Source organism: Pseudomonas sp. MTM4, from assembly GCF_019355055.1.
Lineage (GTDB): Bacteria > Pseudomonadota > Gammaproteobacteria > Pseudomonadales > Pseudomonadaceae > Stutzerimonas.
Genome location: NZ_CP048411.1, coordinates 2,390,234 through 2,412,158 on the forward strand (window position 1 = coordinate 2,390,234; position 21,925 = coordinate 2,412,158).

18 protein-coding genes, 1 tRNA gene and 1 pseudogene are annotated in these 21,925 nt (G+C 62.5%); 19 read left to right on the forward strand and 1 reads right to left on the reverse strand.

What is annotated here, in order from left to right:
- Positions 1-57: 57 nt before the first annotated feature.
- The 3 genes from rpoD to GYM54_RS11015 all read left to right on the forward strand — a co-directional run bounded on the left by rpoD (position 58) and on the right by GYM54_RS11015 (position 5,052).
- Complete coding sequence (gene rpoD / locus GYM54_RS11005; RefSeq protein ID WP_131651819.1) at positions 58-1,911, forward strand: RNA polymerase sigma factor RpoD; 1,854 nt, start codon at positions 58-60, stop codon at positions 1,909-1,911.
- Positions 1,912-2,029: 118 nt separating this feature from the next.
- Positions 2,030-2,106: transfer RNA gene (locus tag GYM54_RS11010), tRNA-Ile, on the forward strand.
- A 714-nt stretch (positions 2,107-2,820) separates the two neighbouring features.
- Positions 2,821-5,052, forward strand: coding sequence for an ATP-binding protein (locus GYM54_RS11015; protein WP_181104525.1), 2,232 nt, complete (start codon positions 2,821-2,823; stop codon positions 5,050-5,052).
- A 328-nt stretch (positions 5,053-5,380) separates the two neighbouring features.
- On the opposite strand, the gene GYM54_RS11020 is transcribed toward GYM54_RS11015, so the two are convergent.
- Positions 5,381-7,468 carry a PAS domain-containing protein gene (locus GYM54_RS11020; protein WP_231752183.1) on the reverse strand — a complete coding sequence of 696 codons (2,088 nt, stop codon included), beginning with the start codon at positions 7,466-7,468 and terminating at the stop codon, positions 5,381-5,383.
- A gap of 299 nt (positions 7,469-7,767) precedes the next feature.
- Between GYM54_RS11020 and GYM54_RS22050 the strand changes: the two genes are divergently transcribed.
- The 16 genes and pseudogenes from GYM54_RS22050 to GYM54_RS11090 all read left to right on the forward strand — a co-directional run bounded on the left by GYM54_RS22050 (position 7,768) and on the right by GYM54_RS11090 (position 21,885).
- Positions 7,768-8,760, forward strand: a complete 993-nt coding sequence (locus GYM54_RS22050; RefSeq protein WP_374105167.1) for a Cache 3/Cache 2 fusion domain-containing protein — start codon at positions 7,768-7,770, stop codon at positions 8,758-8,760.
- A gap of 41 nt (positions 8,761-8,801) precedes the next feature.
- A pseudogene (locus tag GYM54_RS22055) lies at positions 8,802-8,957 on the forward strand (hypothetical protein); the annotation flags it as partial.
- A gap of 237 nt (positions 8,958-9,194) precedes the next feature.
- Positions 9,195-9,863 (forward strand): methyl-accepting chemotaxis protein, encoded by a 669-nt coding sequence (locus tag GYM54_RS22060; protein WP_374105194.1) that lies wholly within the window; start codon positions 9,195-9,197, stop codon positions 9,861-9,863.
- Positions 9,864-10,216: 353 nt separating this feature from the next.
- Positions 10,217-10,651 (forward strand): thioredoxin TrxC, encoded by a 435-nt coding sequence (gene trxC, locus GYM54_RS11030; RefSeq protein ID WP_131651815.1) that lies wholly within the window; start codon positions 10,217-10,219, stop codon positions 10,649-10,651.
- Positions 10,652-10,916: 265 nt separating this feature from the next.
- Positions 10,917-11,630: a beta-ketoacyl synthase chain length factor gene (locus tag GYM54_RS11035; protein ID WP_131651814.1), complete on the forward strand. Its 714-nt coding sequence runs from the start codon at positions 10,917-10,919 to the stop codon at positions 11,628-11,630.
- Complete coding sequence (locus tag GYM54_RS11040; RefSeq protein ID WP_131651813.1) at positions 11,606-12,415, forward strand: 1-acyl-sn-glycerol-3-phosphate acyltransferase; 810 nt, start codon at positions 11,606-11,608, stop codon at positions 12,413-12,415. Before GYM54_RS11035 ends, GYM54_RS11040 begins: the two co-directional genes overlap by 25 nt.
- Positions 12,396-12,659 (forward strand): phosphopantetheine-binding protein, encoded by a 264-nt coding sequence (locus GYM54_RS11045; RefSeq protein WP_181104541.1) that lies wholly within the window; start codon positions 12,396-12,398, stop codon positions 12,657-12,659. Before GYM54_RS11040 ends, GYM54_RS11045 begins: the two co-directional genes overlap by 20 nt.
- A 12-nt stretch (positions 12,660-12,671) precedes the next feature.
- On the forward strand, positions 12,672-12,929 hold the full coding sequence (locus GYM54_RS11050; protein WP_131651811.1) for an acyl carrier protein: 258 nt from the start codon (positions 12,672-12,674) through the stop codon (positions 12,927-12,929).
- A gap of 77 nt (positions 12,930-13,006) precedes the next feature.
- A complete protein-coding gene (locus GYM54_RS11055; RefSeq protein WP_197445210.1) occupies positions 13,007-13,585 on the forward strand; it encodes a hypothetical protein in 579 nt (192 codons plus the stop codon).
- Complete coding sequence (locus GYM54_RS11060; RefSeq protein ID WP_197445211.1) at positions 13,582-15,261, forward strand: AMP-binding protein; 1,680 nt, start codon at positions 13,582-13,584, stop codon at positions 15,259-15,261. Before GYM54_RS11055 ends, GYM54_RS11060 begins: the two co-directional genes overlap by 4 nt.
- A 50-nt stretch (positions 15,262-15,311) precedes the next feature.
- A complete protein-coding gene (locus GYM54_RS11065) occupies positions 15,312-16,058 on the forward strand; it encodes a glycosyltransferase family 2 protein (RefSeq protein WP_131651858.1) in 747 nt (248 codons plus the stop codon).
- Complete coding sequence (locus tag GYM54_RS11070) at positions 16,055-17,002, forward strand: glycosyl transferase (RefSeq protein ID WP_131651808.1); 948 nt, start codon at positions 16,055-16,057, stop codon at positions 17,000-17,002. Before GYM54_RS11065 ends, GYM54_RS11070 begins: the two co-directional genes overlap by 4 nt.
- The gene (gene hutH / locus GYM54_RS11075) at positions 16,983-18,527 is read left to right on the forward strand and encodes a histidine ammonia-lyase (RefSeq protein ID WP_197445212.1); all 1,545 of its coding nucleotides are present in this window, start codon (positions 16,983-16,985) and stop codon (positions 18,525-18,527) included. The genes GYM54_RS11070 and hutH overlap by 20 nt, the downstream gene beginning before the upstream one ends.
- Positions 18,520-18,945: a thioesterase family protein gene (locus GYM54_RS11080; protein ID WP_197445213.1), complete on the forward strand. Its 426-nt coding sequence runs from the start codon at positions 18,520-18,522 to the stop codon at positions 18,943-18,945. Before hutH ends, GYM54_RS11080 begins: the two co-directional genes overlap by 8 nt.
- Entirely contained in the window at positions 18,945-19,562 is a 618-nt protein-coding gene (locus GYM54_RS11085) for an outer membrane lipoprotein carrier protein LolA (RefSeq protein WP_197445214.1), read from the forward strand. Before GYM54_RS11080 ends, GYM54_RS11085 begins: the two co-directional genes overlap by 1 nt.
- Positions 19,546-21,885 (forward strand): MMPL family transporter, encoded by a 2,340-nt coding sequence (locus GYM54_RS11090; protein ID WP_197445215.1) that lies wholly within the window; start codon positions 19,546-19,548, stop codon positions 21,883-21,885. The genes GYM54_RS11085 and GYM54_RS11090 overlap by 17 nt, the downstream gene beginning before the upstream one ends.
- Positions 21,886-21,925 lie beyond the last annotated feature (40 nt).

The window sequence follows — 21,925 nt, forward strand, 5'->3', positions numbered from 1 at the left end:
CGGCTATAATGCTCAGCTTGTTTTCAACCCGCCAGAACCGTCAGTGGATAGGGTTATATGTCCGGAAAAGCGCAACAGCAGTCTCGTCTCAAAGAATTGATCCAGCGTGGTCGTGAGCAGGGTTACCTGACTTACGCCGAGGTCAATGACCACCTACCGGAGGATATTTCCGATCCGGAACAGGTGGAAGACATCATTCGCATGATCAACGACATGGGTATCAATGTATTCGAGGTTGCCCCGGATGCCGATGCCCTGTTGCTGGCCGAAGCCGATACCGATGAAGCCGCCGCCGAAGAGGCCGCCGCGGCTCTCGCGGCTGTGGAAACGGATATCGGCCGTACCACCGACCCTGTGCGCATGTACATGCGCGAAATGGGCACCGTCGAACTGCTGACCCGCGAAGGCGAAATCGAAATCGCCAAACGCATCGAGGAAGGCATTCGCGAAGTGATGAGCGCCGTTGCCCATTTCCCAGGCACCGTGGACAGCATTCTCGCCGACTACGAGCGCGTCACCAACGAAGGCGGCCGCCTGTCCGACATTCTCAGCGGCTATATCGATCCTGACGACGACGGCGCTGCCGCACCGCAGGAAGTCGAGCCTGTTGCACCTCAGGCGACAGCAAAGCCGGCTGCGGATGACAAGGACGACGACGAAGAAGACGACTCCGACAGCGAGGAAGAAGAAGGCGATGGCGGTCCGGATCCGGAAGTTGCTCGCGTTCGATTCGGCGCTGTCGCCGAGCAGTTGGAAGTCGCCAAGAAGGCCCTGAAGAAGCACGGCCGGGGCAGCCAGCAAGCGACCGACGCGCTGCAGGAGCTGGCCACACTGTTCATGCCGATCAAGCTCATCCCCAAGCAGTACGATGCGCTGGTCGAGCGCGTACGCGGCGCCTTAGGCCAGGTCCGCGCACAGGAACGCGCCATCATGCAGATCTGCGTGCGCGACGCGCGTATGCCTCGCGCCGACTTCCTTCGTCAGTTTCCAAGCAACGAGACCGACCTGGGCTGGGCCGATCAGCTGGCCAGCAGCAAGAGCAAGTACGCTGAAGCCATTGCCGCACGCAAGGAAGACATCCAGCGCTGCCAGGAAAAGCTGCTCACCCTGGAAGAAGAATGCGCATTGGTGATCGCTGACATCAAGGACATCAACCGCCGCATGTCCATCGGCGAGGCCAAGGCCCGCCGGGCGAAGAAAGAAATGGTCGAGGCCAACCTACGCCTGGTCATCTCCATCGCCAAAAAGTACACCAACCGCGGCCTGCAATTCCTCGACCTGATTCAGGAAGGCAACATCGGCCTGATGAAGGCGGTGGACAAGTTCGAATACCGTCGCGGCTACAAGTTCTCGACGTACGCCACTTGGTGGATTCGCCAGGCGATCACTCGCTCCATTGCTGACCAGGCGCGGACCATCCGCATCCCGGTGCACATGATCGAGACGATCAACAAGCTCAACCGCATCTCCCGTCAGATGCTGCAGGAAATGGGCCGCGAGCCCACCCCTGAAGAGCTTGGCGAGCGCATGGAAATGCCCGAGGACAAGATCCGCAAGGTCTTGAAGATCGCCAAAGAGCCGATCTCCATGGAAACACCGATCGGCGACGACGAAGACTCGCACCTGGGCGACTTCATCGAGGACTCCGCCATGCAATCGCCGATCGATGTGGCGACCGTGGAAAGCCTCAAGGAAGCCACTCGCGAAGTTCTCTCCGGCCTCACCGCAAGGGAAGCCAAGGTCCTGCGCATGCGCTTCGGCATCGACATGAACACCGACCACACCCTTGAGGAAGTCGGCAAACAGTTCGACGTCACCCGCGAGCGGATCCGTCAGATCGAAGCCAAGGCACTGCGCAAGCTGCGCCACCCGACGAGAAGCGAGCATCTGCGCTCCTTCCTCGACGAGTAACCAGAACCCCCGGCCCCGCGCCGGGGGTTTTGCATTCAAGACCTGACAAAACAACGACGCACAACCAGCTTCGCTTGGCGCACCCGCAACACCACCGGTATAATCCGCCGGCCTCTGAGGGCCTATAGCTCAGTTGGTTAGAGCAGAGGACTCATAATCCTTTGGTCCACGGTTCGAGTCCGTGTGGGCCCACCAAATAAAGTTAAAAAATCAAAGCCTTGTGCGCGCAATACGCTCAAGGCTTTTTTGTTTTTACCTTTAATGCTCAAAAATGGCACTACAGTGCCTAACCATGCAGGCTTTAAAGACCAGGGAAGCAAGCTCAAAGCTTGGCAATCGAGACCTCAGTCGCCGAACCCGCTTTCGAAGCCCGCACTGATTGGCAGATGAGTGGCCTGCACCATGCTCCGTATGTGTTCCAGAACGGGAGAGGGTCTCGTCTTCGAACCGTGCGATGAGCTGCGCACAACGCTACGTGACCAATTGGATCTCATCGACCAGAAGGCCAACAAGATGATGCAACCCGCAAGGTGCTCGAGAAGTTTCTGCGTGATGTTGAGTTATGACATCCGACGACGTAGTTTCTCACGCAGGGTCGAGCAGGCTTGTTGTCTGCTGCGTGGCCCCGCGTTCGAAACCAAGGCTGGCATTAGCAACATTGAGCAGTCACGACCGACCGATAGCTGCGGTCTCTGTGGGCACTCGGTAATGGCGTCCACGTCGAGCGCCCGCTCTACAATCCGCTATCGGAGCGGCTCGGCCGCCCCTCACCTGCGGTTGGGGCGGTGACAAACAGCTTGTCTTCTTGTCACACTTTAGACTTACCACGTTGCAACGTGGACGGGATCACGATCCCGGCATTACGAACCACAGCGCATTCTGCGCCTTGGCCCGAGGAACTCCCGTCCCGTGTCGATACGCGCCCGCCTCGTCTGGCTAGTTGTTGCGGTCATTGCGCCTTCGCTCGCCTTCGCGCTGTATGCGACCTATTCGGTATACCAATCCCAGTCGTTCCGGGTCGCACAGAGCATGGAGGGAACGACTCGCGCGGTCGCGCAGGCGGTCGACCGCGAGCTGGCCCGGTACGGTGCGATCGTATCGACCGTTGCGGCCAACCCGAGCTTGGCACAGGGCGACCTCCGTACATTTCATGCGCGACTCCAGCGGACCGCGCTCCCACTGGGTACAGGCGTGACGGTTTTCGACCCGGACGGCATTCCCTTAATCAACACGGAATATCCCTACGACCGTCCTCTACCGATGCCGCCAAGCATTCCGAGCGTAGCCAGCCAGGGAGCACGCACGCTGGAAGTAAGCCCGCTGTATCGCGACCCTCTTGATCGCACCCATTCCATCGCGCTCCATCAGCCCGTCCTACGCGATGGCAAGATTGCGTACTACCTGTCGATGGAGTTCCCGACAGCGGGGCTCAGGGCCATGCTCTCGGCCCAAGAGCTTCCCGAGAAATGGCTCGGCGTGTTGCTGGACCGCGACTTAAACATCGTGGCGCGTACGCGCGATGACCAGGCACATGTTGGAGAGCGTGCCAGCCCGGAGTTTCAGCGGCAGCTTCAAGCCCAGGCATCGCGCAGCGGCTCGCTCGAGTCGGTAACTCGTGATGGAGAAGACGTGGTTACCTTTTACAGCCGCGCTGAGTCGTCACACTGGACGGTGCTCATCGCAATACCGAAACAGGAACTGCTGGCGAGCGTCTTCGCGCCCATCGGCACGGCAGTGCTCGGCATCGCGCTCGTGCTGGCGCTGGCGGTTGCGCTTGCAATCGCCGTCGGCCGAACCATCACCCGGCCGCTGGCGCTGCTCGACCGAGCGGCCGAGGCACTGGCACGTGGAGAGGTGATTGGGGCGGCCGCAACGGGCATGCCCGAAACCGACCGATCAGCTCGGGTATTCGCCCAGGCCAGCTTGACTATCAACCGAGCCAACCAGGACATGACCGAGCGAGTCGCCGAAGCGGTTGCCCAGGCCGAGCGCTCTCATCAGGCGCTTTTACAGGGGCAAAAGCTCGAGGCGCTTGGGAGGCTGACCGGTGGAATTGCCCACGACTTCAACAACCTGCTGCAAAGCATGACGGTAGGGCTGCAGTTGGCCGATATGCTCAGCACCCATCCACGGGCGAAGCGGGCCATCGAGGCTTGCCAGCGCTCGGCTCAGCGGGGGACGCAGCTGACTCGCAAGCTAATGACCTTCAGTCGCGGGCGGACCAGTGAAGCCAAGCGCGTCGATCTTCGCAGTCTGATCCTGGGCATGCGCGAGTTGCTCCATGGCGCCCTGCCCAGCCGCGTGGAGTTGAACCTGGACCTGCCCGAAGGCAACTGGCCCATCGTGGTCGATCCGTTGCAATGCGAACTAGCCATCTTGAACATGGCCATCAATGCACGTGACGCCATGCCCGATGGGGGTACGTTGGACATCCGCCTCAGCCGGGTGGATCTTGGCCCGCAAGATGAACGGGGACTTGTCAGTGGCGCCTATCTTCATCTGATAGTGGCCGACACCGGTTACGGAATGAGCAAGGAAATCCAGGCGCGAGCGTTCGAGCCCTTCTTCACGACCAAGGCCGTGGGTGAAGGGACCGGGTTGGGACTGGCACAGGTGTATGGATTCGCCCACCACTCAAGCGGAGCCGTATCGATCGACAGCGAAGTCGACAATGGCACACGCATCGCCCTCGTGTTGCCGTGCGCAAATAAGACGGTCGAACCTGTGACAGTGAAATCGCAGGCGGCCATGCCGTTAACGGGGACTGCCAGGGTGCTGCTGGTCGATGATGATGAGGAAGTTCGCGACGTCGTCGCTCCCATGCTCGAGGAGCTGGGTTATGCGGTCGATGTGGCTGGCAACGCCGAGATGGCCCTCGCCAGGCTCGCCGCTTCCGATCAGCCAACTGTCGACCTCCTCTTTTCCGACGTTGTGATGCCAGGCGACCTGGACGGGGTGGGATTGGCCGAGCTGGCTCGGTCTCGTTATCCGGACCTGCGGATCGTATTGGCGACCGGCTATACCGAACGAATCCCAACAGAGCATGGCATGCGCATACTCACCAAGCCGTTCTCGATCGAGACGTTATCCGCGGCCGTACATGACGCCTTGGGGCTGCGTTCAGCTGGATTGACTCCGTAACACCGTTACCTAACCGACGACCTTCCGCTGGCGTTTCAATAACGGCTATGCGAGGAGAGAGACAAGCGCGCCCCTCGTCGCTCTCAGTTTCTGCAGTCGTTCGTTCCAGCTTGCAAGTGACAGCCAGAAGAACGATGCGAGCTGCATCTCGGATAATAGCCAGCTCTGGATCTCGCATGGGTGCTCTCTTCGATCAGGCCTGCACCGGCGGACCGGACCGAGCCACTATCCGAAGGCTGTTAAGGCTTTACGCTTTGTATGGATCATCAGATGCCCCTTCACGTCACTGCTGAAGTGTCGCTAGCCCAGTTGGCCCATGGCATGCGCTCTACGCCTGGCTGTCCAGCAGAACGCGCACCAGGACGCTTAGTTGCTCAAGTGTGAAAGGTTTGGGCAACACCCTATTACTGCGGCGCTCCGTCGCTTTCTCCAGTACCGGGTTGGAGGCAAAACCTGTGATGAATAGGACCTTTAGCCTCGGGTGGTCAGGCCGAATGGCATCCGCCAGCGATACCCCGTTCATGGCGCCCGGAAGCCCAATATCGGCAATCAGCAGGTCAATCTTGCCGGCTTTCTCCACCTGCCTGAACGCCGATTTGCTGTCGACAGCCTCCACCACACGGTAACCCAGCTCACGGAGGACTTCGCTCGCAACTTGGCGTACCGTTGTCTCATCGTCGACAAACAGTATCGTTTCTTCATGACTCGCCGCGGGCAGGGACGCCGGCTCGGGCGGCGGAACGACCTCGACCTCTCCCGCCTCCTGCCAGGGGAAGAACATCGTGACGGTCGTGCCGATTCCGGACTTGCTGTGTATGCGAACCTGACCGCCCGACTGCTGGGCAAAACCGTAGATCATGGATAGACCCAGACCGGTGCCTTGCCCGGTTTTCTTGGTCGTGAAGAACGGATCGAATGCCCGCGCAAGCACCTCCGGGGTCATGCCTGTCCCGGTATCGGTGACCGAAATTCCGATGTACTGGCCCGCTTGCAGGTCGCGTGCAGCCGCGAAATCACCCTGAATGTCATGGCGACGTGTCTCGAGGTTGAGATTTCCCCCCTCCGGCATGGCATCGCGCGCATTGATGGCAAGGTTGAGCAACGCGTTTTCGAGCTGATGGGGATCGCACCGGATGGTGTCATTGGCGGAAAGGCTCGTGGTCACCACGATATCCGGGCCGACAGTACGACGAATAAGCTCTTCGAGGCCGGCGATGATCTGGCTGGGCTGGACATACTTCGGCGCTAGCGGCTGCTGGCGGGAAAACGCCAACAGTCGATGCGTTAGTGCGGCGGCCCGGCGTACGGAGGTCATCGCCAGCACATTGTAATGGCTCAGCTTTTCGAGGTTGCCCGCATCGAGACGTCGCTGCATCAGTTCGAGACTGGAGGCGATGCTGGCCAGCATATTGTTGAAATCGTGAGCGATGCCGCCAGTCAGTTGGCCGACCGCCTCCATCTTCTGGCTCTGTCTGAGCTTCGCCTCCGCCGCGTCTCGTTCGTCCTGCGATTGCCTGTACTGGCGCGTGCGTTCCTCGACACGTTGTTCGAGCGCTTCGTTCCACTGGCGCAACGATTCTTCTATCCGAACGCGCTCACTGATCTCTTCCAGGGTGCCATACCACTGTTCACAGCGGCCCCGCTCATCAAAACTTGGAAATGCGCGCGATCTAAACCAGATGTACTGTCCTGCACCCGCCCGAAACCGAGCCTGGACATCGTAGGGCTCCTGCGTGGCGATGGCCTTGGCCCAGGCAGCATCCATTTGATCGAGATCGTCCGGGTGAACCAGGTCCCTCCAGGCATGTTGGGTGACGGTGCTCGGATGTTGCCCCGTAAGTTCGAGCCATCGCTGATCGATGGATGTGACCTCTCCACCCGGATCGGCCGTCCAGGGCATCTGCGGATTCAGCGCAACCGAAATTCGCATGCGCCGCTCGTTCTCACGCAATTGTCTTTCGGTTTCCGCCATGGCGGCGGCGAACTCGATCCGCGCGATGGCCCCGGCGAGCAAGTTGGCGTAGCCACGTAGAAAATCGACATCACTGTCCGAAAAGGCGCGAGGTTCGGTACTGTCCACTTCGAATATGCCAACGGGGCTCGCGTCGTCCGGGCTTTTGACCAAAACGTTCACAAAGGCCTCGACGCCATGCCCCAGAAGCAGTTCGTTGTAGTGAAACCGCGTCTCCGTCGCTCTATCGGGCGACACTACGGGCGTGTTTTGCCGCAGCGAATACTCTTCGGCGCTTCCTTCATCCACACCGAGCTGGAGCTGACCCACCAACCCCGGTTTCCAGCCAACGCCGCTTCGCAGTAGCACGGCCTGGCGATCCTTGGTGAACTCCACAAACTTGGCGAGTGGGGTTTCCAGAGCCTCGCTGACCAGGCGGCAGGCTTCGTTTAAAACTTCATCCATGCTCTGGGAGAACAGTGCCAATTCACCGAATTGGGCCAGAACCTTGCGCTGGCGAAGCAGTACCTGTGCACTACCGGCAGTTCTCATGATGGTCTCGATGGCGAAGGCTCTCGTTTTTCGAGCACAAGAACCGAAGATGCGTTCCCGAGCAGCCGCGAGAAGCAGCTACCGGTCTATCGTCGCCCGCAGAACGGCCGTTAGCCTTCAAAGGAACAGCTCGAGCCGGGGCGTTTGGAATAACGAGGCATGATCAGGCTGCGGTTGATGCACGACATCCCGACAGCTGATAGAGGGGTGTAATGGCTGATGGAACATTGGCCTTGCCACCCACCTCGGTCGTCAGTGGCGTTCAAGTACAACCGACTCCGGGCGATAACTGCTTCGGTGCTTTTCCGAGACCCTCCGTCTACGCCCGGATAGCGGGTGAAGATATTTGTTTTGTTTTGGAGTCAATGATGCTTGGAATCCGTCTTGGTATAGCTGGGCAGCTTGGAGTGGCGCTTTCAGCCATCCTCGCCGTCGTGATAACCGGCAGCAGCTTGTTTGCCCTTCGCTCGCTGGTCCAATCAACCGAACAGGCGCACCGTCAACATCTCGCCAGCGAAGCACAACTGCTAGCTGACCAACTCGCCACTTTTCACGGAACATTGAAGACCAGTACGCAGCGCCTAGCCACGCTGTTCGAACGCCGTTTTGAATCGGGTCTGACGCTAGACCCAGCGACCGGCGGGAACGAGCCTTCGCTTTACCTGGACGGGGAGCGGCTGAACGGCAACTTTGTCTTGGTCGACGAATTCACGAACCTCACCGGCGGCGCGGCCACCATCTTCGCGCGCGCCGGTGATGACTTTGTCAGAGTTACCACGTCGGTCAAGAAACAAGACGGAGCGCGCGCCATTGGTACGCTGCTCGAACGCAAGCACCCCGGCTATAGCAGGCTCATCGAAGGGCAATCCTATGTAGGTCGCGCAACCCTTTTCGGTCGCGAATACATGAACCAGTACACTCCGGTTCGCGATACTGCAGGGAAGGTCATTGCCGTGCTGTATGTCGGTTTCGACTACACCGACACCCAGCGGGAGCAGTTCGACGGCCTCTCGGCGTTCCGCATCGGCAATGGCGGCTCGCTCGCCGTCCTCGACGACGCCGGCCAATGGCTGGTCAAACCCGCTGGCGCTACCGATCTGGACGCTGTGACCCGAGCAGCGGAACACACCAACGCAGGGGAAGGCTTCGAGTGGGCACATGGCAACGAGACATTTGTAAGCATGGTCGCGCCTGGCAGGTCGTAGCCACGCTTCCTCAACGCCAGATCGATGAACTGGCCTGGAGCGTGGGCGGCCGCCTTGCGCTTGGCAGCCTGCTCGCGCTATTGCTGGCGGTCGCGGCGTCTATCGCCCTGCTGCGGCACAAGCTTCGCCCGCTGGCTCGCTTGGTCGATCAAGCCCAGGCGTTCGGCGAAGGGCGTCTCAGCGTTCGCATGGCGGTCGATCGGGACGACGAGATAGGCCTACTATCGTCCAGCTTCAACCGCATGGCCGAGTCATTGGGAGGGACCGTTTCGCAGGTTCGCGACTCATCCTCGAACGTGACCCGCCGCGCCGACCAGTTGAACACGCTTGCCGCCAACACTGAGCAGCGGACCGCCGAGCAATCGTCGCAGATCGACACAATGGTCAGTGCAATTGAAGAATTCAGCGCCACGGCGCAAAGCATCGCCGATAGCATGCAAAGAACCGAGCAGCTGACCACCGAAAACGTTGCTCAAACGCGCCGGGGAACCGAGTCGATGCGAGCGGCTTCAGAGGCGCTGTCACAGATTGCGCGCTCGCTCGGCACTACCGGCGATGTGGTCAATGGCCTTGGAGAGCGGTCCCAACAGATTGGCGGAATCATCGGAGTCATCAGCGGCATCGCGGAGCAGACCAACTTGCTGGCACTCAATGCGGCCATCGAAGCCGCCCGCGCCGGCGAGCAGGGCCGCGGCTTCGCCGTCGTTGCGGACGAGGTGCGCAGCCTCGCTGCGCGAACCAGCCAGGCCACGCGTGAGATCTCGGAAATGATCGGCGCAGTACAGGCGGAAACGTCGCGTGCCATGACGTCTATTGCGGGGGGCAATCGTCTTATGCAAGAAGGACTGACGCTCAACCAGACGGTTGATGATGCCCTGTCCCAGATCGAGAACCAGGCGGTCAGTACCTTGGATCAAATCGCCGATATCGCTAGGGCCACCCATGAGCAGAGCTCCACAGCTTCGCTGCTAAGCCAGAACCTCCAATCGATTGCGCAGGACAACACGGCTAGCCGCAAGGCTGGTACCGAGCTTGCCGGTACCGCTCGTGAGCTGAAGAGGCTTGCCGAAGCGCTGGACAGCGGGGTCAAACGCTTCAGCTGATACAGCAACATGCGGAGCGCTGTTACGAGGCTCGCCTGCCCTACTCTGCTAAAGGCATTGGTTCGTTTAGAGCGAATAATGCAAAAATAACGGCACCGTGCTGCGGCGCCGTTGTTCCTTTAGTCCACGGTTCGAGTCCGTGTGGGCCCACCACCTTCAAAGCCGCGCATTGCGCGGCTTTTTCGTCCACTAGGACTGCGTCATGCTGGCTGCTGCCAGCCGGCGCGATGAGACATCTGCAACCGCAACCCGGCTACACTCCAGTCCACAGCCTGCCACCTGCGATGTCATGGCCTTGATATCCAACTGCCCGCCTCCACTCTAAACAGCAGCCCTCATCGTGGAGAATCCTTATGACCACCCTCGTCGTACCCTGCGCGCATTGCGCTGGACTTAATCGCGTTCCCGCCGAGCGACTGAGTGAAGGGCCGCGCTGCGGCCGGTGCAAGTCTGCGGTTCTGGTTTCCACACCTTTTGAGTTGAGCCAGGCGAGCTTCGCCAATCAGACGAAGGGTGATCTGCCGCTACTGGTGGATGTGTGGGCCAGCTGGTGCGGGCCGTGCCGCAGTTTTGCGCCGGTGTTCGAGCAGGCGGCTGCGCAGTTGCAGGGGCGCTGCCGGCTGGCCAAGCTGGACAGTGAGGCCAATCCGCAATTGTCGACCCAGCTCGGTATTCGCTCGATTCCAAGCCTGATCCTGTTCAAGGACGGGCGCGAAATTGCCCGCCAGAGCGGCGCTTTGCCGCTGCCCCAGTTGCTGGCGTGGCTCAAGCAGCAGGGTGTGCAGTGAGGTGAGAAAGGCTCCGCGCAGCCAGCACGGCCCGTTGCCATGAACCAGCTGCGCACTTGAAAACCTGCAACAGACAACAAACTCCTTAGCTTGGTTCCCAGCGGAAGGCGTACCTCTTATCTGGATATCGCACGCAATGTTTGCCTCTGTCCGACCTCGATTGGATAATGCCGCCACTTTCACGGCGGACATTTACCGATAGTCGCTGTACAGGGACGTCGACACGCCAACAACAAGGCTCGCGGACGAGCCGGTGAGTTCTCGCGTGATTCAATTCGATATCGATCAATGGCAAGCCTGGGCTCCAGGCTTGGCAAGCGCTGATGACTGGGCGATTTGGGCCCGGAATCCGCGCGACCTCGAAAGCAGCGAGGCACAGCCGGATGTCAGCTTCCTGCCAGCCATGCAGCGTCGGCGCCTGAGCCGTTTGGCGCGTATGGTATTTGCCGTGGCCTCGCCGTTGGCTACCGAGCAGATGCCTCTGGTCTACGCCTCCCGCCACGGAGAAACCGCGCGCACCTTTTCCATCCTCAATGATCTTGCGCGCAACGAAGCTCTCTCGCCGACCCAATTCAGCCTGTCGGTGCATAACGCGATAATCGGTCTCTGGTCGATTCAGCAGCGCGACACCAGCGAAATGACAGCGCTCGCAGCTGAAGGCGATGGTCTGGAGCATGCCGTGCTCGAAGCGGCGATGCTGCTCGAAGAGGGTGCGCCAGCCGTTCTGGTGGTCGTTGGCGAAGATCAGACACCACCTGTCTATGCTCCCTGGATCAGCGATGTCAGCTTTCCCTATGCCGTGGCGCTATTGCTCAAGCCCGGCCACGGTTGGCGGCTGAGCCTCGAAAACGCCGATGAAAACAGCGCCCGGACACCTCGACCACACGCCATCGAGCTGATTTGCGCGTTGCTCGACGGTCGCCACACCTGCACGCACCAATGGAACAGACGTCAATGGATCTGGCAGCGAACTCGCTGAACAAGCATCGCGACGCGCCATGGCTGTGGCGTTTGATCGCGACAGGACTGTCCTTTGCGCTGTTCGGCGTTGGCGGTCTTTGTTTGCGGCTGCTCGTTTTCCCTCTGCTCAACCTGCTGCCCGGCGATGCGGCCATACACCGCCGCCGTGCGCGCCAGACCGTGAGCCGGCTGTTCTGGCTGTTCGTCCAGTTTATGTATCGCAGCGGCGTGCTGACCTATGAAGTCGAGGGGGCCGAGCGCCTCGGCCGGCCCGGGCAGCTGGTGATCGCCAATCACCCTTCGCTGATCGACGTGGTGGTGCTGATCGCGCTGATCCGCGATGCCAATTGCGTGGTCAAGCAAAGCCTGTGGGACAACCCCTTCACCCGTGGTCCGATCCGTGGGGCGCAGTACATCAGTAACAACGGCAGCGCGGACATGCTCGACGAAGCCGCCGACGCGCTGCGACAAGGCCAGACGCTGATCATATTCCCCGAAGGGACGCGCACCACGCCCGGCCAGGCACCGCAATTCCATCGCGGCGCGGCGGCGATTGCCGTGCGCGGCGCACGCCTGGTGACGCCTGTGGTGATCAGCGTGACGCCTACCACTCTGACCAAGGCCGAGCCCTGGTATCGCATTCCGGCAAGACGTTTTCATTTTCACCTGCGCGTCGGCGAAGACATCGACCCGCGGGCGTTCGCCGCACAGGGGGCGGCGCCCATCGCCTCGCGGCGACTCAACGACCATCTGCATCGACACTTCATAAAGGAGCTCGCACTCGATGAGCCAATTACAGCTTGAAATCAAGCAACTGATCATCGACGCCCTGGGTCTGGAAGACCTCGGACCGGATGACATTCCGACCGATGAGCCGCTCTTCGGCGAAGGGCTCGGGCTGGACTCGGTCGACGCGCTGGAGCTGGGTCTGGCTATTCAGAAGCGCTTCGGCATCAAGATCGACGCCGATGCAAAAGACACCCGCAAGCATTTCGCCAGCGTCGACAGCCTGGCCGCCTACGTCAGCGCCAACCGCGCCGTCGCCTGAGGAGAGCCCAACGTGAATACTCGTGACGAAATCTTCCAGACCCTGCGCGATGCGCTGGTCGAACTGTTCGAGCTGGAGCCCGAGCGCATCACTCTCGAAGCCAACCTCTATCAGGACCTGGAGATCGACAGCATCGACGCCGTCGACCTGATCGATCACATCAAGCGCCAGACCGGCAAGAAGATCGCCGCCGATGAGTTCAAATCGGTGCGTACCGTGGGCGACGTCGTCGAGGCGGTGTATCGCCTGGTGAACACGCAAACGGCTTGAGCCACACCCAGGGAAGCCAGGCGCCGGCCGGCATACGGCCGGACAATGCGTCCTCACGCGCAAACGGACAGCATGCGATGCAAGTACCCGCTCGAACAGGCAAGGCGAACGCCAGCCGGCTGATTGGTCTAGGCCTACTGCTGGCCGGCCTCGCCTATCCGTTTGCGGTGTATCTGGGCCTGGAGCACCTGTCGCCACGGCTGTTCGCCTTGCTGCTTGGCGCGTTGTGGCTAGCACGGCTGCTCGGCGGCAAACAGACACCACTGAGCCGCACCGTGGCGGCCGTGGCCTTGCTGTTCTGCCTGCTGCTCGGCGCCGCGGACGCCTCTGCGCTGCTGCCTTGGTATCCGGTGCTAATCAGCCTCGCGCTGCTCGGCCTGTTTGCCGGCAGTCTGTGTTCCGGCATGCCGATCATCGAGCGCCTGGCGCGACTGAGCGAGCCCGAACTGCCTCCGGCTGCGGTGCGCTATACGCGGAAGGTGACCTGGGTCTGGGTGGGCTTTTTTATCGTCAACGCCGGCATCGCCAGCGGCCTCGCGCTCTGGGCGCCGTTGAGCTGGTGGACGTTGTACACCGGGCTGATCGCCTATCTGCTGATGGGCTTGCTGTTTGCCGGTGAGTGGCTGGTACGCCAGCGAGTCAGGAAACGTATATGAACTGGATTTCATTGGAGCATCTGCTCGAGCAGGCGCCCAAGTCGCGTCAGGTTACCCTGGAGCCGACCCTCGACCACGCCGAACTGCGCCAGCAGGCACTACGCCTGGCTGCCGGCCTGCGCAACCGCGGCGTCGCTCGGCTCGCGGTTCATCTGGAAGATGCCGGCGAGCTAGCTATCGCCTTGCTCGGCGCCTGGCGAGCCGGCGTGACGGTATTGCTGCCGGCGGATCTGCAGCCCGCGAGCCGCTCGCGCCTGGCGCATCAGGCCGATCTCTGGCTGACGGATCAGGACGGCGACGCCCGGATTTCCGACCTTCTGGCCGAGCCGCTCGAAGGGGCGAAGCTGGACTTGGACCAGTGCCGCCTGTTGCTCTGCACGTCCGGCTCCAGTGGCAAGCCGAAACTGATCGACAAGCGCCTGCGCCAGCTGGCGAACGAAGTGCAAGCGCTCGAAGCACATTGGGGTAGCGAGCTGGGCGATGCCTGCGTGATCGCCAGCGTCGCCGCGCAACACATCTATGGATTGCTGTTCCGCGTGCTCTGGCCACTGTGTGCCGGTCGCCTCTTTCTGCGCCGTGCCCTGCCATTTGCCGAAGACATCCAACTGGCCAGCCGTCAGCACGCCAGCTTCTGCTGGGTCGCCAGCCCGGCGCTGCTCAAGCGAATGGGCGACAACCTCGATTGGGCAGCCCTGCGCGGCGTGCGGCGGATATTTTCCTCGGGTGGCCCGCTCGATGCCGATGCCGGGCAGCGGCTGCAACAGCGCCTGGGCCAGACGCCAACGGAAATCTACGGCAGCTCGGAAACCGGTGGCATCGCCTGGCGCCAGGGCGGCACGCTGTGGCAGCCGTTCGCCGCCGTGCGGCTGACTCAAAACGACGACGGCGCGCTGCAGATCGCCTCACCTTTCCTGCCGCCCGGCCATGTCGAACAAACCGCCGATGCGGCGCGTATCGAGGCCGATGGCCGCTTCGAACTGCTCGGCCGGCTGGATCGCATCGTCAAGCTCGAAGAAAAACGCATCTCCCTGCCCATGCTGGAAGCGGCACTGGCCACACACCCTTTCGTCAGCGAAGCACGCCTCGGCGTCATCACCGACAACCGGGCCTACCTCGGAGCGCTGGTTGCCCTCAGCGATGCCGGCCTGCATGCGCTGCGCAACGGCGGTCGGCGCGCCCTGACCGAGACCTTGCGCAAACACCTGGCGAGCCACTGCGAGACGCTGGCCCTGCCACGCCGCTGGCGGCTGGTTCGGCAACTGCCCTGTAACGCCCAAGGCAAACTGCCGCAGGCGCAACTCGATGCCGTGTTGCAGGCACCGCGCCCGATGCTGCCCGAGCGAATCAGCGCGAACCAGGACGATGACCAATGGCAGCTGAAGCTCGGCGTGCCGCTGGATCTCGCGCATTTCACCGGCCATTTTCCACAGACGCCCGTGCTGCCCGGCGTGGTCCAGATCGACTGGGCCATCAGCCTCGCCCGCGAATTGATCGAAGACCTGCCACCACGTTTTCAAGGCATGGAAGTGCTCAAGTTCCAGCAGCTCGCCCGGCCTGGCGATCAGCTGCATCTGACCCTTCGCTTCGACCGCGAGCGCAGCAAGCTGCATTTCGCTTACCGCAACGGCGACGCGCCCTGCTCGTCCGGTCGCATTCTGCTGGGAGAATACTCGTGACCACGCTCACCCCAATCGCATCCGGCGCCGATCGGCAACTGCAGCTGGCGATCGATGAAGACTGGTTCAAACCCTGCGCGGTGGTGCCGGTGTACAACCACGAGCGCGGCCTGCCCGCGGTGGTCCGGGCGCTGCTCGCCGAAGAGCTGCCGTGCGTGATCGTCGACGACGCATCCAGCCCTGCTGCTGCAAAGATCATCGATGAGCTGGCGCAACATCCGTCGGTGCACCTGCTGCGGCACAGCCACAACCAGGGCAAGGGCGCAGCGGTGTCCTCCGGGCTTCGCGAGGCCTCCCGCCTGGGCTTCAGCCATGCGCTGCAGGTCGACGCCGACGGCCAGCATGACCTCGGCCGTGTGGCGCTGTTTCTCGACCGCGCCAGCCAGGCGCCGGATGCGCTGATCTGCGGCTATCCGGAGTACGACTCCAGCGTGCCGAAAGGCCGGTTCTATGCGCGTTATCTGACCCATGTCTGGGTGTGGATCAACACGCTGTCGCTGTCGATCCGCGACTCCATGTGCGGCTTTCGCGTCTACCCGCTGGAGCCGACCCTGGCGCTGCTCGACGCCACACCACTGGGCAAGCGCATGGATTTCGATACCGAGATCCTGGTGCGCCTGCATTGGCGTGAGCAGCCGATGGTCTGGCTACCAACCCATGTCCACTACCCGGCCGATGGGGTGTCGCACTTCCGCCTGTGGCGCGACAACCTGCTGATTTCCTCGATGCACGCCCGACTGTTCGGCGGCATGCTGTTGCGTGCGCCCGCATTGCTATGGCGTCGGTGGCGCGGATGACCGACAAGGCCGTCGCCGACTCGCACTGGGCCGCGCATCGCGAGCGCGGCAGCTTCGTCTTGATGAAGCTCACCGCTCAAGCCGTGCGCCTGCTCGGCCGACGCGCCATGGCGCCGCTGTTGTACCTGATCGTGCTGTACTTCTACCTATTCGGTGGCCGCGCGCGGCAAAGCGCCTGGACCTATCAGCGCAACCTCGCCAACTGGAGCGGCCGCCACGATCTGGCCCCCAGCCGGCGCTCCGTCTATCGCCAGTTCATAGCGTTCGCCGATGCCCTGTTGGACAAGCTCGACGCCTGGGGGGGGCGCCTCGATCTCGGCAGTCTCGTGCTGCACGACCGGACGGATCTGGAAGCCAAGCTCGAGGCGCCACGCGGCCAACTGCTGGTCGGCTCGCACCTGGGCAATCTGGAAATCTGCCGCGCGCTGGCTGAAATGGGCCGCAAGGTGAAGATGAACGTGCTGGTGCACACTCGCCACGCTGAGCGCTTCAACCGATTGCTGGACCAATCCGGCGCGGTCAACCTGCGCCTGATCCAGGTCAGCGAGCTGGACCCGGCCATCATGATGGAGCTGTCGCGACGGCTGGACGACGGTGAATGGCTGGCGATTGCCGGCGACCGCGTGCCGCTGCATGGCGCACGCATCGCAAGCGCAGACTTTCTCGGCCAGCCGGCGAATTTTCCGCAGGGTCCGTGGCTACTGGCCGGGTTGCTGCAGTGCCCGGTGAATCTGCTGTTCTGCCTGAAACACGGCGAGCAATTCCATGTCCATCTGGAGCCCTTCGCCGAACGCATCCAATGGCGCCGCGGCGAGCGCGATGCGGTGGTGCAGCAATGGGTGCAACGCTACGCCGACCGACTGGCGGCGCACTGCCTGGATGCCCCCCTGCAATGGTTCAATTTCTATCCTTTCTGGAACAACCATGAACAACGCTGCAGCTGAGCCGGTGATCTTCGGCGAAAACCACCTGAGCATCGAGGATGTGCTGGCCGTGGCCGAGCGCCGCGCGCCGACACGCCTGCAGGGCGACGCTAACTTCCGCCAGCACATTGCGCGTGGCGCGCAATTTCTCGACACCTTGCTCGACCGCGAAGGCGTGATCTACGGCGTGACCACAGGCTATGGCGATTCCTGCGTGGTAGCGGTGCCGCTGCATCAGGTCGAGGCGCTGCCGCAGCACCTGTTCACCTTCCACGGCTGCGGCCTGGGCAAGCTGCTCGACGCCGAAGCGACCCGCGCCGTTCTAGCCGCGCGCCTGCGTTCGCTGACCCACGGCATGTCCGGCGTGCGCATCGAACTGCTCGAGCGCATGCAGGCCTTTCTCGAACACGACATCCTGCCGCTGATTCCCGAGGAAGGTTCGGTCGGCGCCAGCGGCGATCTGACGCCGCTGTCCTACGTGGCCGCCACCCTGGCCGGCGAACGCGAGGTGATGTACCAGGGCCAGCGCCGTAGCGCCGCCGAAGTGCATCGCCAGCTGGGCTGGACGCCGCTGACCCTTCGCCCCAAGGAAGCCCTGGCCTTGATGAACGGCACCGCCGTGATGACCGGCCTGGCCTGCCTGGCCTATGCCCGCGCCGATTATCTGCTCAAGCTGGCCACGCGCATCACCGCGCTCAACGTGGTGGCGCTGGAAGGCAACCCGGAGCATTTCGACGAGCGCCTGTTCGCCGCCAAGCCGCATCCCGGCCAGACCCAAGTCGCCGCCTGGATTCGCCAGGACCTGGCGATCGACGCGCCAACCGCGCCGCTCCATCGTTTGCAGGACCGCTACTCCATCCGCTGCGCACCCCATGTCCTCGGCGTGCTGGCCGACAGCCTGGGTCTGCTGCGCCAGTTCATCGAGACCGAACTGAACAGCGCCAACGACAACCCCATCATCGATGCGGAAAACGAACGCGTGCTGCACGGCGGGCACTTCTATGGCGGCCATATCGCCTTCGCCATGGACAGCCTGAAGAACCTGGTAGGCAACGTCGCCGACCTGCTCGACCGCCAGCTCGCGCTGCTGGTCGATACCCGCTACAACCACGGCCTGCCGAGCAATCTATCCGGCGCGCCGATGGCCACCGCGATGATCAACCACGGTTTCAAGGCGGTGCAGATCGGCGCCAGCGCCTGGACCGCCGAGGCCTTGAAAAACACCATGCCGGCCAGCGTGTTCTCGCGTTCCACCGAATGCCACAACCAAGACAAGGTCAGCATGGGCACCATCGCCGCCCGCGACGCGCTGCGCAGCCTGGAGCTGGCCGAGCAGGTCGCGGCGGCCACGCTGATCGCGGCCAACCAGGGCGTCTGGCTGCGCCAGCGCGATGCCCTGGCACGTCCGTTGCCCGCACCGCTGCGCGACATGCATGCCGAACTGGGCGAAGACTTTCCGCCGCTGATCGAAGACCGTGCGCTGGAAGGCGAGCTGCGCCTGTGTCTGCAACGTATCCGTCAACGACATTGGAGGCTGTATGCGTAAGACCGGCGTGCTGCAGGCCGAAGCCGAGATCCTGGTGCCCTTCTTCGACGTCGACTCGATGGACGTGGTCTGGCACGGTCACTACATCAAATACTTCGAGGTCGCCCGCTGCGCGCTGCTCGAACGCATCGGCCACAACTACACCCAGATGCGCGATGCCGGCTACGCCTGGCCGGTGATCGACGTGCAGCTGCGCTACATGCGCGGCGCGCGGTTCAACCAGCGCATCATTGTGCGCGCCGACCTGGTCGAATGGGAGAACCGTCTGAAGATCAACTACCTGATCACCGACGCCGAGACTGGCGAGCGCATGACCCGCGGCAGCAGCGTGCAGGTGGCGGTGGAAATGGCCAGCCGCGAAATGCTGCTGGCCTCGCCGAAGGTCTTCGTCGAAGCCGTAGAGCGGGCCCTATCGTGATGCGAACGATCAACCTGATCGCACGGTGGACCCTGCTAACGCTAAGCCTGCTGTTCGCGAACGCAGCGCATGCCCAAGCCTTCGATCTCACGCAACTGGGCCAGCAATTGAGCGGGCCTGAGGTCATTCGCGGCACCTTCACTCAGGAAAAGTACCTGCGCGCGCTGCCTCAGCCGATCGTCAGCCTGGGTAGCTTCGTACTGGCTCGCGATCACGGTCTGCTCTGGTTCCTGCAGCAGCCGGTGCAGCAGGACTACCGCATCAGTGAAAAAGGCATCGCCCGGCGCGATCCAAGCGGCTGGCAACCGACCGACCAGCAAGGCCCAGCCGCACAGCAGAACGACCTGTTCCTGGCTGTGCTGCAAGGCGACACCGACGCCCTGCAGGGCGATTTCGAGCTGCAGCTTAGCGGCACCGCGCAGGCCTGGACGCTGACGCTGACACCGCGATCGAAGCTGCTCGGGCAGATATTCACCGCCATCCTCATCAGCGGCGGCGCCACGGCTGAGCGCATCGAACTCCTCGAAACCCAGGGCGACAGCACCGTGTTGTTATTGACCGACAACCAGATCGACGATCAGTTGAGCCCCATCGAACTTCATGACTTCGCCAACTGACAAAGCGCTCAGGCTTCCGACCTGGCTATCGTTCCTGTTTTTCGTAGCACTGCTCGGGCTGGTAGGGCTGACGACATGGCAATGGCGCAACGGCTCTCCGATCAGTGCTGATCTGCTGCAGTTGTTGCCCAGCGGTGCGCCCGGCGAGCTTGAGCAACTCGCCGAGCGACGGATGCAGGAGCCGTTGAACCGCGATCTGATGCTGCTGGTTCATCATGCAGACGAAGACACAACCCACGCGCTGGGCAACGAAATCACCGACACCCTTCGCGCCAGCGGCCTGTTCACCCAGATTCGTCGCTCGGTGCAAGCCGACCTGCCCGCGGTGCGTCAACAACTGCTCGATCATCGTCTGGCGCTACTTGGCCCAGCGAGTCGCGAGGCGCTGATCGCCTCGCCGGAAGACTTCATTCAGCAACGCCTGCAGCGTCTGTACAGTCCGTTCGAAAGCACCAGCCTGGTGCCCGTCGAACAGGACTGGTTCGGTTTCGCCGATCTGGCTCAGCGACAGCTGCCGCATCCGGGCAATGTCCATCCCCGCCTGGACGGTTTGCTGGTCGCGGAGCATGGCGGGCAGCACTGGGCGGTGATCCATGCGCAAGCCCAGGGCGATGCCTTCGACGATCAACTGCCGGTTCTGGTGGACGATCAGGTTCGCGCGGCCCGTAGCCGGGTGGAAGCCAGCCACGGCGAGCTGCTGGCCGCCGGTGGGCTGCTATACGCCGCCCACGGACAGCGCCAGGCCCGTGAAGAAGCGACGCTGATCGGCAGCATCTCGTTGGTCGCCACACTTGCCTTGCTGCATCTGCTTTTCCGCACGCCTCGTGTCTTGCTGGTTGCGCTGCCGGTGGCGGTCGGAGCCCTCAGCGGTGCCGCCGCCTGCGTGGCGCTATTCGGCCAGATCCATGTGTTGACACTGGTGCTCGGCGCCAGCCTGGTTGGGGTCAGTATCGACTTTCCGCTGCATTACCTGTCCAAGAGCTGGACCTTGCAGCCCTGGCACGCCTATCGAGCGCTGCGCCTGACGCTTCCAGGCTTGGCGCTGGCCCTGGCAACCAACGTTATCGGCTATCTGGCAATGTCGTTTACGCCGTTTCCAGCGTTGAGCCAGGTGGCGGTGTTTTCCGCAGCGGGACTGCTCGGCGCCTTCTTCTGTGCCACCTGCCTGTTACCCTCGTTGCTGAATGCGCCGCTACAGCCCTGGGCCACCCCGCTGGGCTGGGCCGAGCGCTGGATGAAGTTGCGCGGCGCCCTGCTCCGCCGCGTTCCAACGCCCTGGTTGCTGGCCGTGTTCATCCTGTTCTGCATCATCGGGATCAGCCAGGTGTCCTTCAAGGATGACCTGCGCCAGTGGATCAGCCGTGCACCCGCGCTACAGCAGCAGACCGAACGCATCGGCGAGATCACCGGATTCGAGCCGACCAGCCAATACTTCCTGGTCCGCGCGGCCAACCCCGACGAGCTACTGGCGCGTCAGGATGAACTCGCCACCCGTCTCGATGCTCTGGTCGCCGAAGACAAGCTGCATGGTTATCTGGCGCTGAGCCAGCTGGTCGCGCCCACCACCGCACAGGAAAGCCTGCATTCAGCGCTGCCACGCTTGCTGGAAGCCAGCCAGCCCCTGCTGGAACTCGGCGTGACCCAGGACATGCTCGAACAAGAACTCGCCGCCCTGCTGGCGCTGCCGGTTGCCAGTCTCGATCAGGTGCTGGCGGGCCCGCTCGCCGAACCCTGGCGACCGTTATGGCTGGGCGCCCGAGGCGACGGTTCGGTGGCGGGCTTGGTCAGCCTGCAAGGGCTTCGTGACAGCGCGGCGCTTCACGGCTTGGGCGACGGCATCGGCGGGGTGAAACTTATCGACCGGCCCGCCGAACTGAACCGCCTGTTTGCCGAGACCCAAGCTCAGGCGGCGCTGCTCAAACTGCTGGCGGCGGGGCTGATTTTCGCCCTGCTGTGCCTGCCGTTCGGTTGGCGTGGCGCATCGCGCTGCCTGGCCGTACCGCTGCTGGCAGCGATGGGCAGCCTGGCTTGCCTGGGCTGGCTCGGCCAACCGCTGACCCTGTTCGGCCTGTTCGGGCTGTTGTTGGTCACAGCGATCGGCGTCGACTACGCCATCCTGATGCGCGAACGCATTGGTGGAGCCGCGGTGAGCCTGGTTGGCACCCTGCTGACGGCCGTCACCACCTGGCTATCGTTCGGGCTGCTAGCCTTATCGAGCACGCCGGCGGTCAGCAATTTCGGGCTGGCGGTGGGGCTCGGGCTGGTATTCGCCTTCGCGTTGGCGCCCTGGGCCGCCGAATCTGACAGAGAAGTCGCATGCTGAGCGGTCGTCCATTGCGCGCATTGGCGTTGCCTCCTCGAAC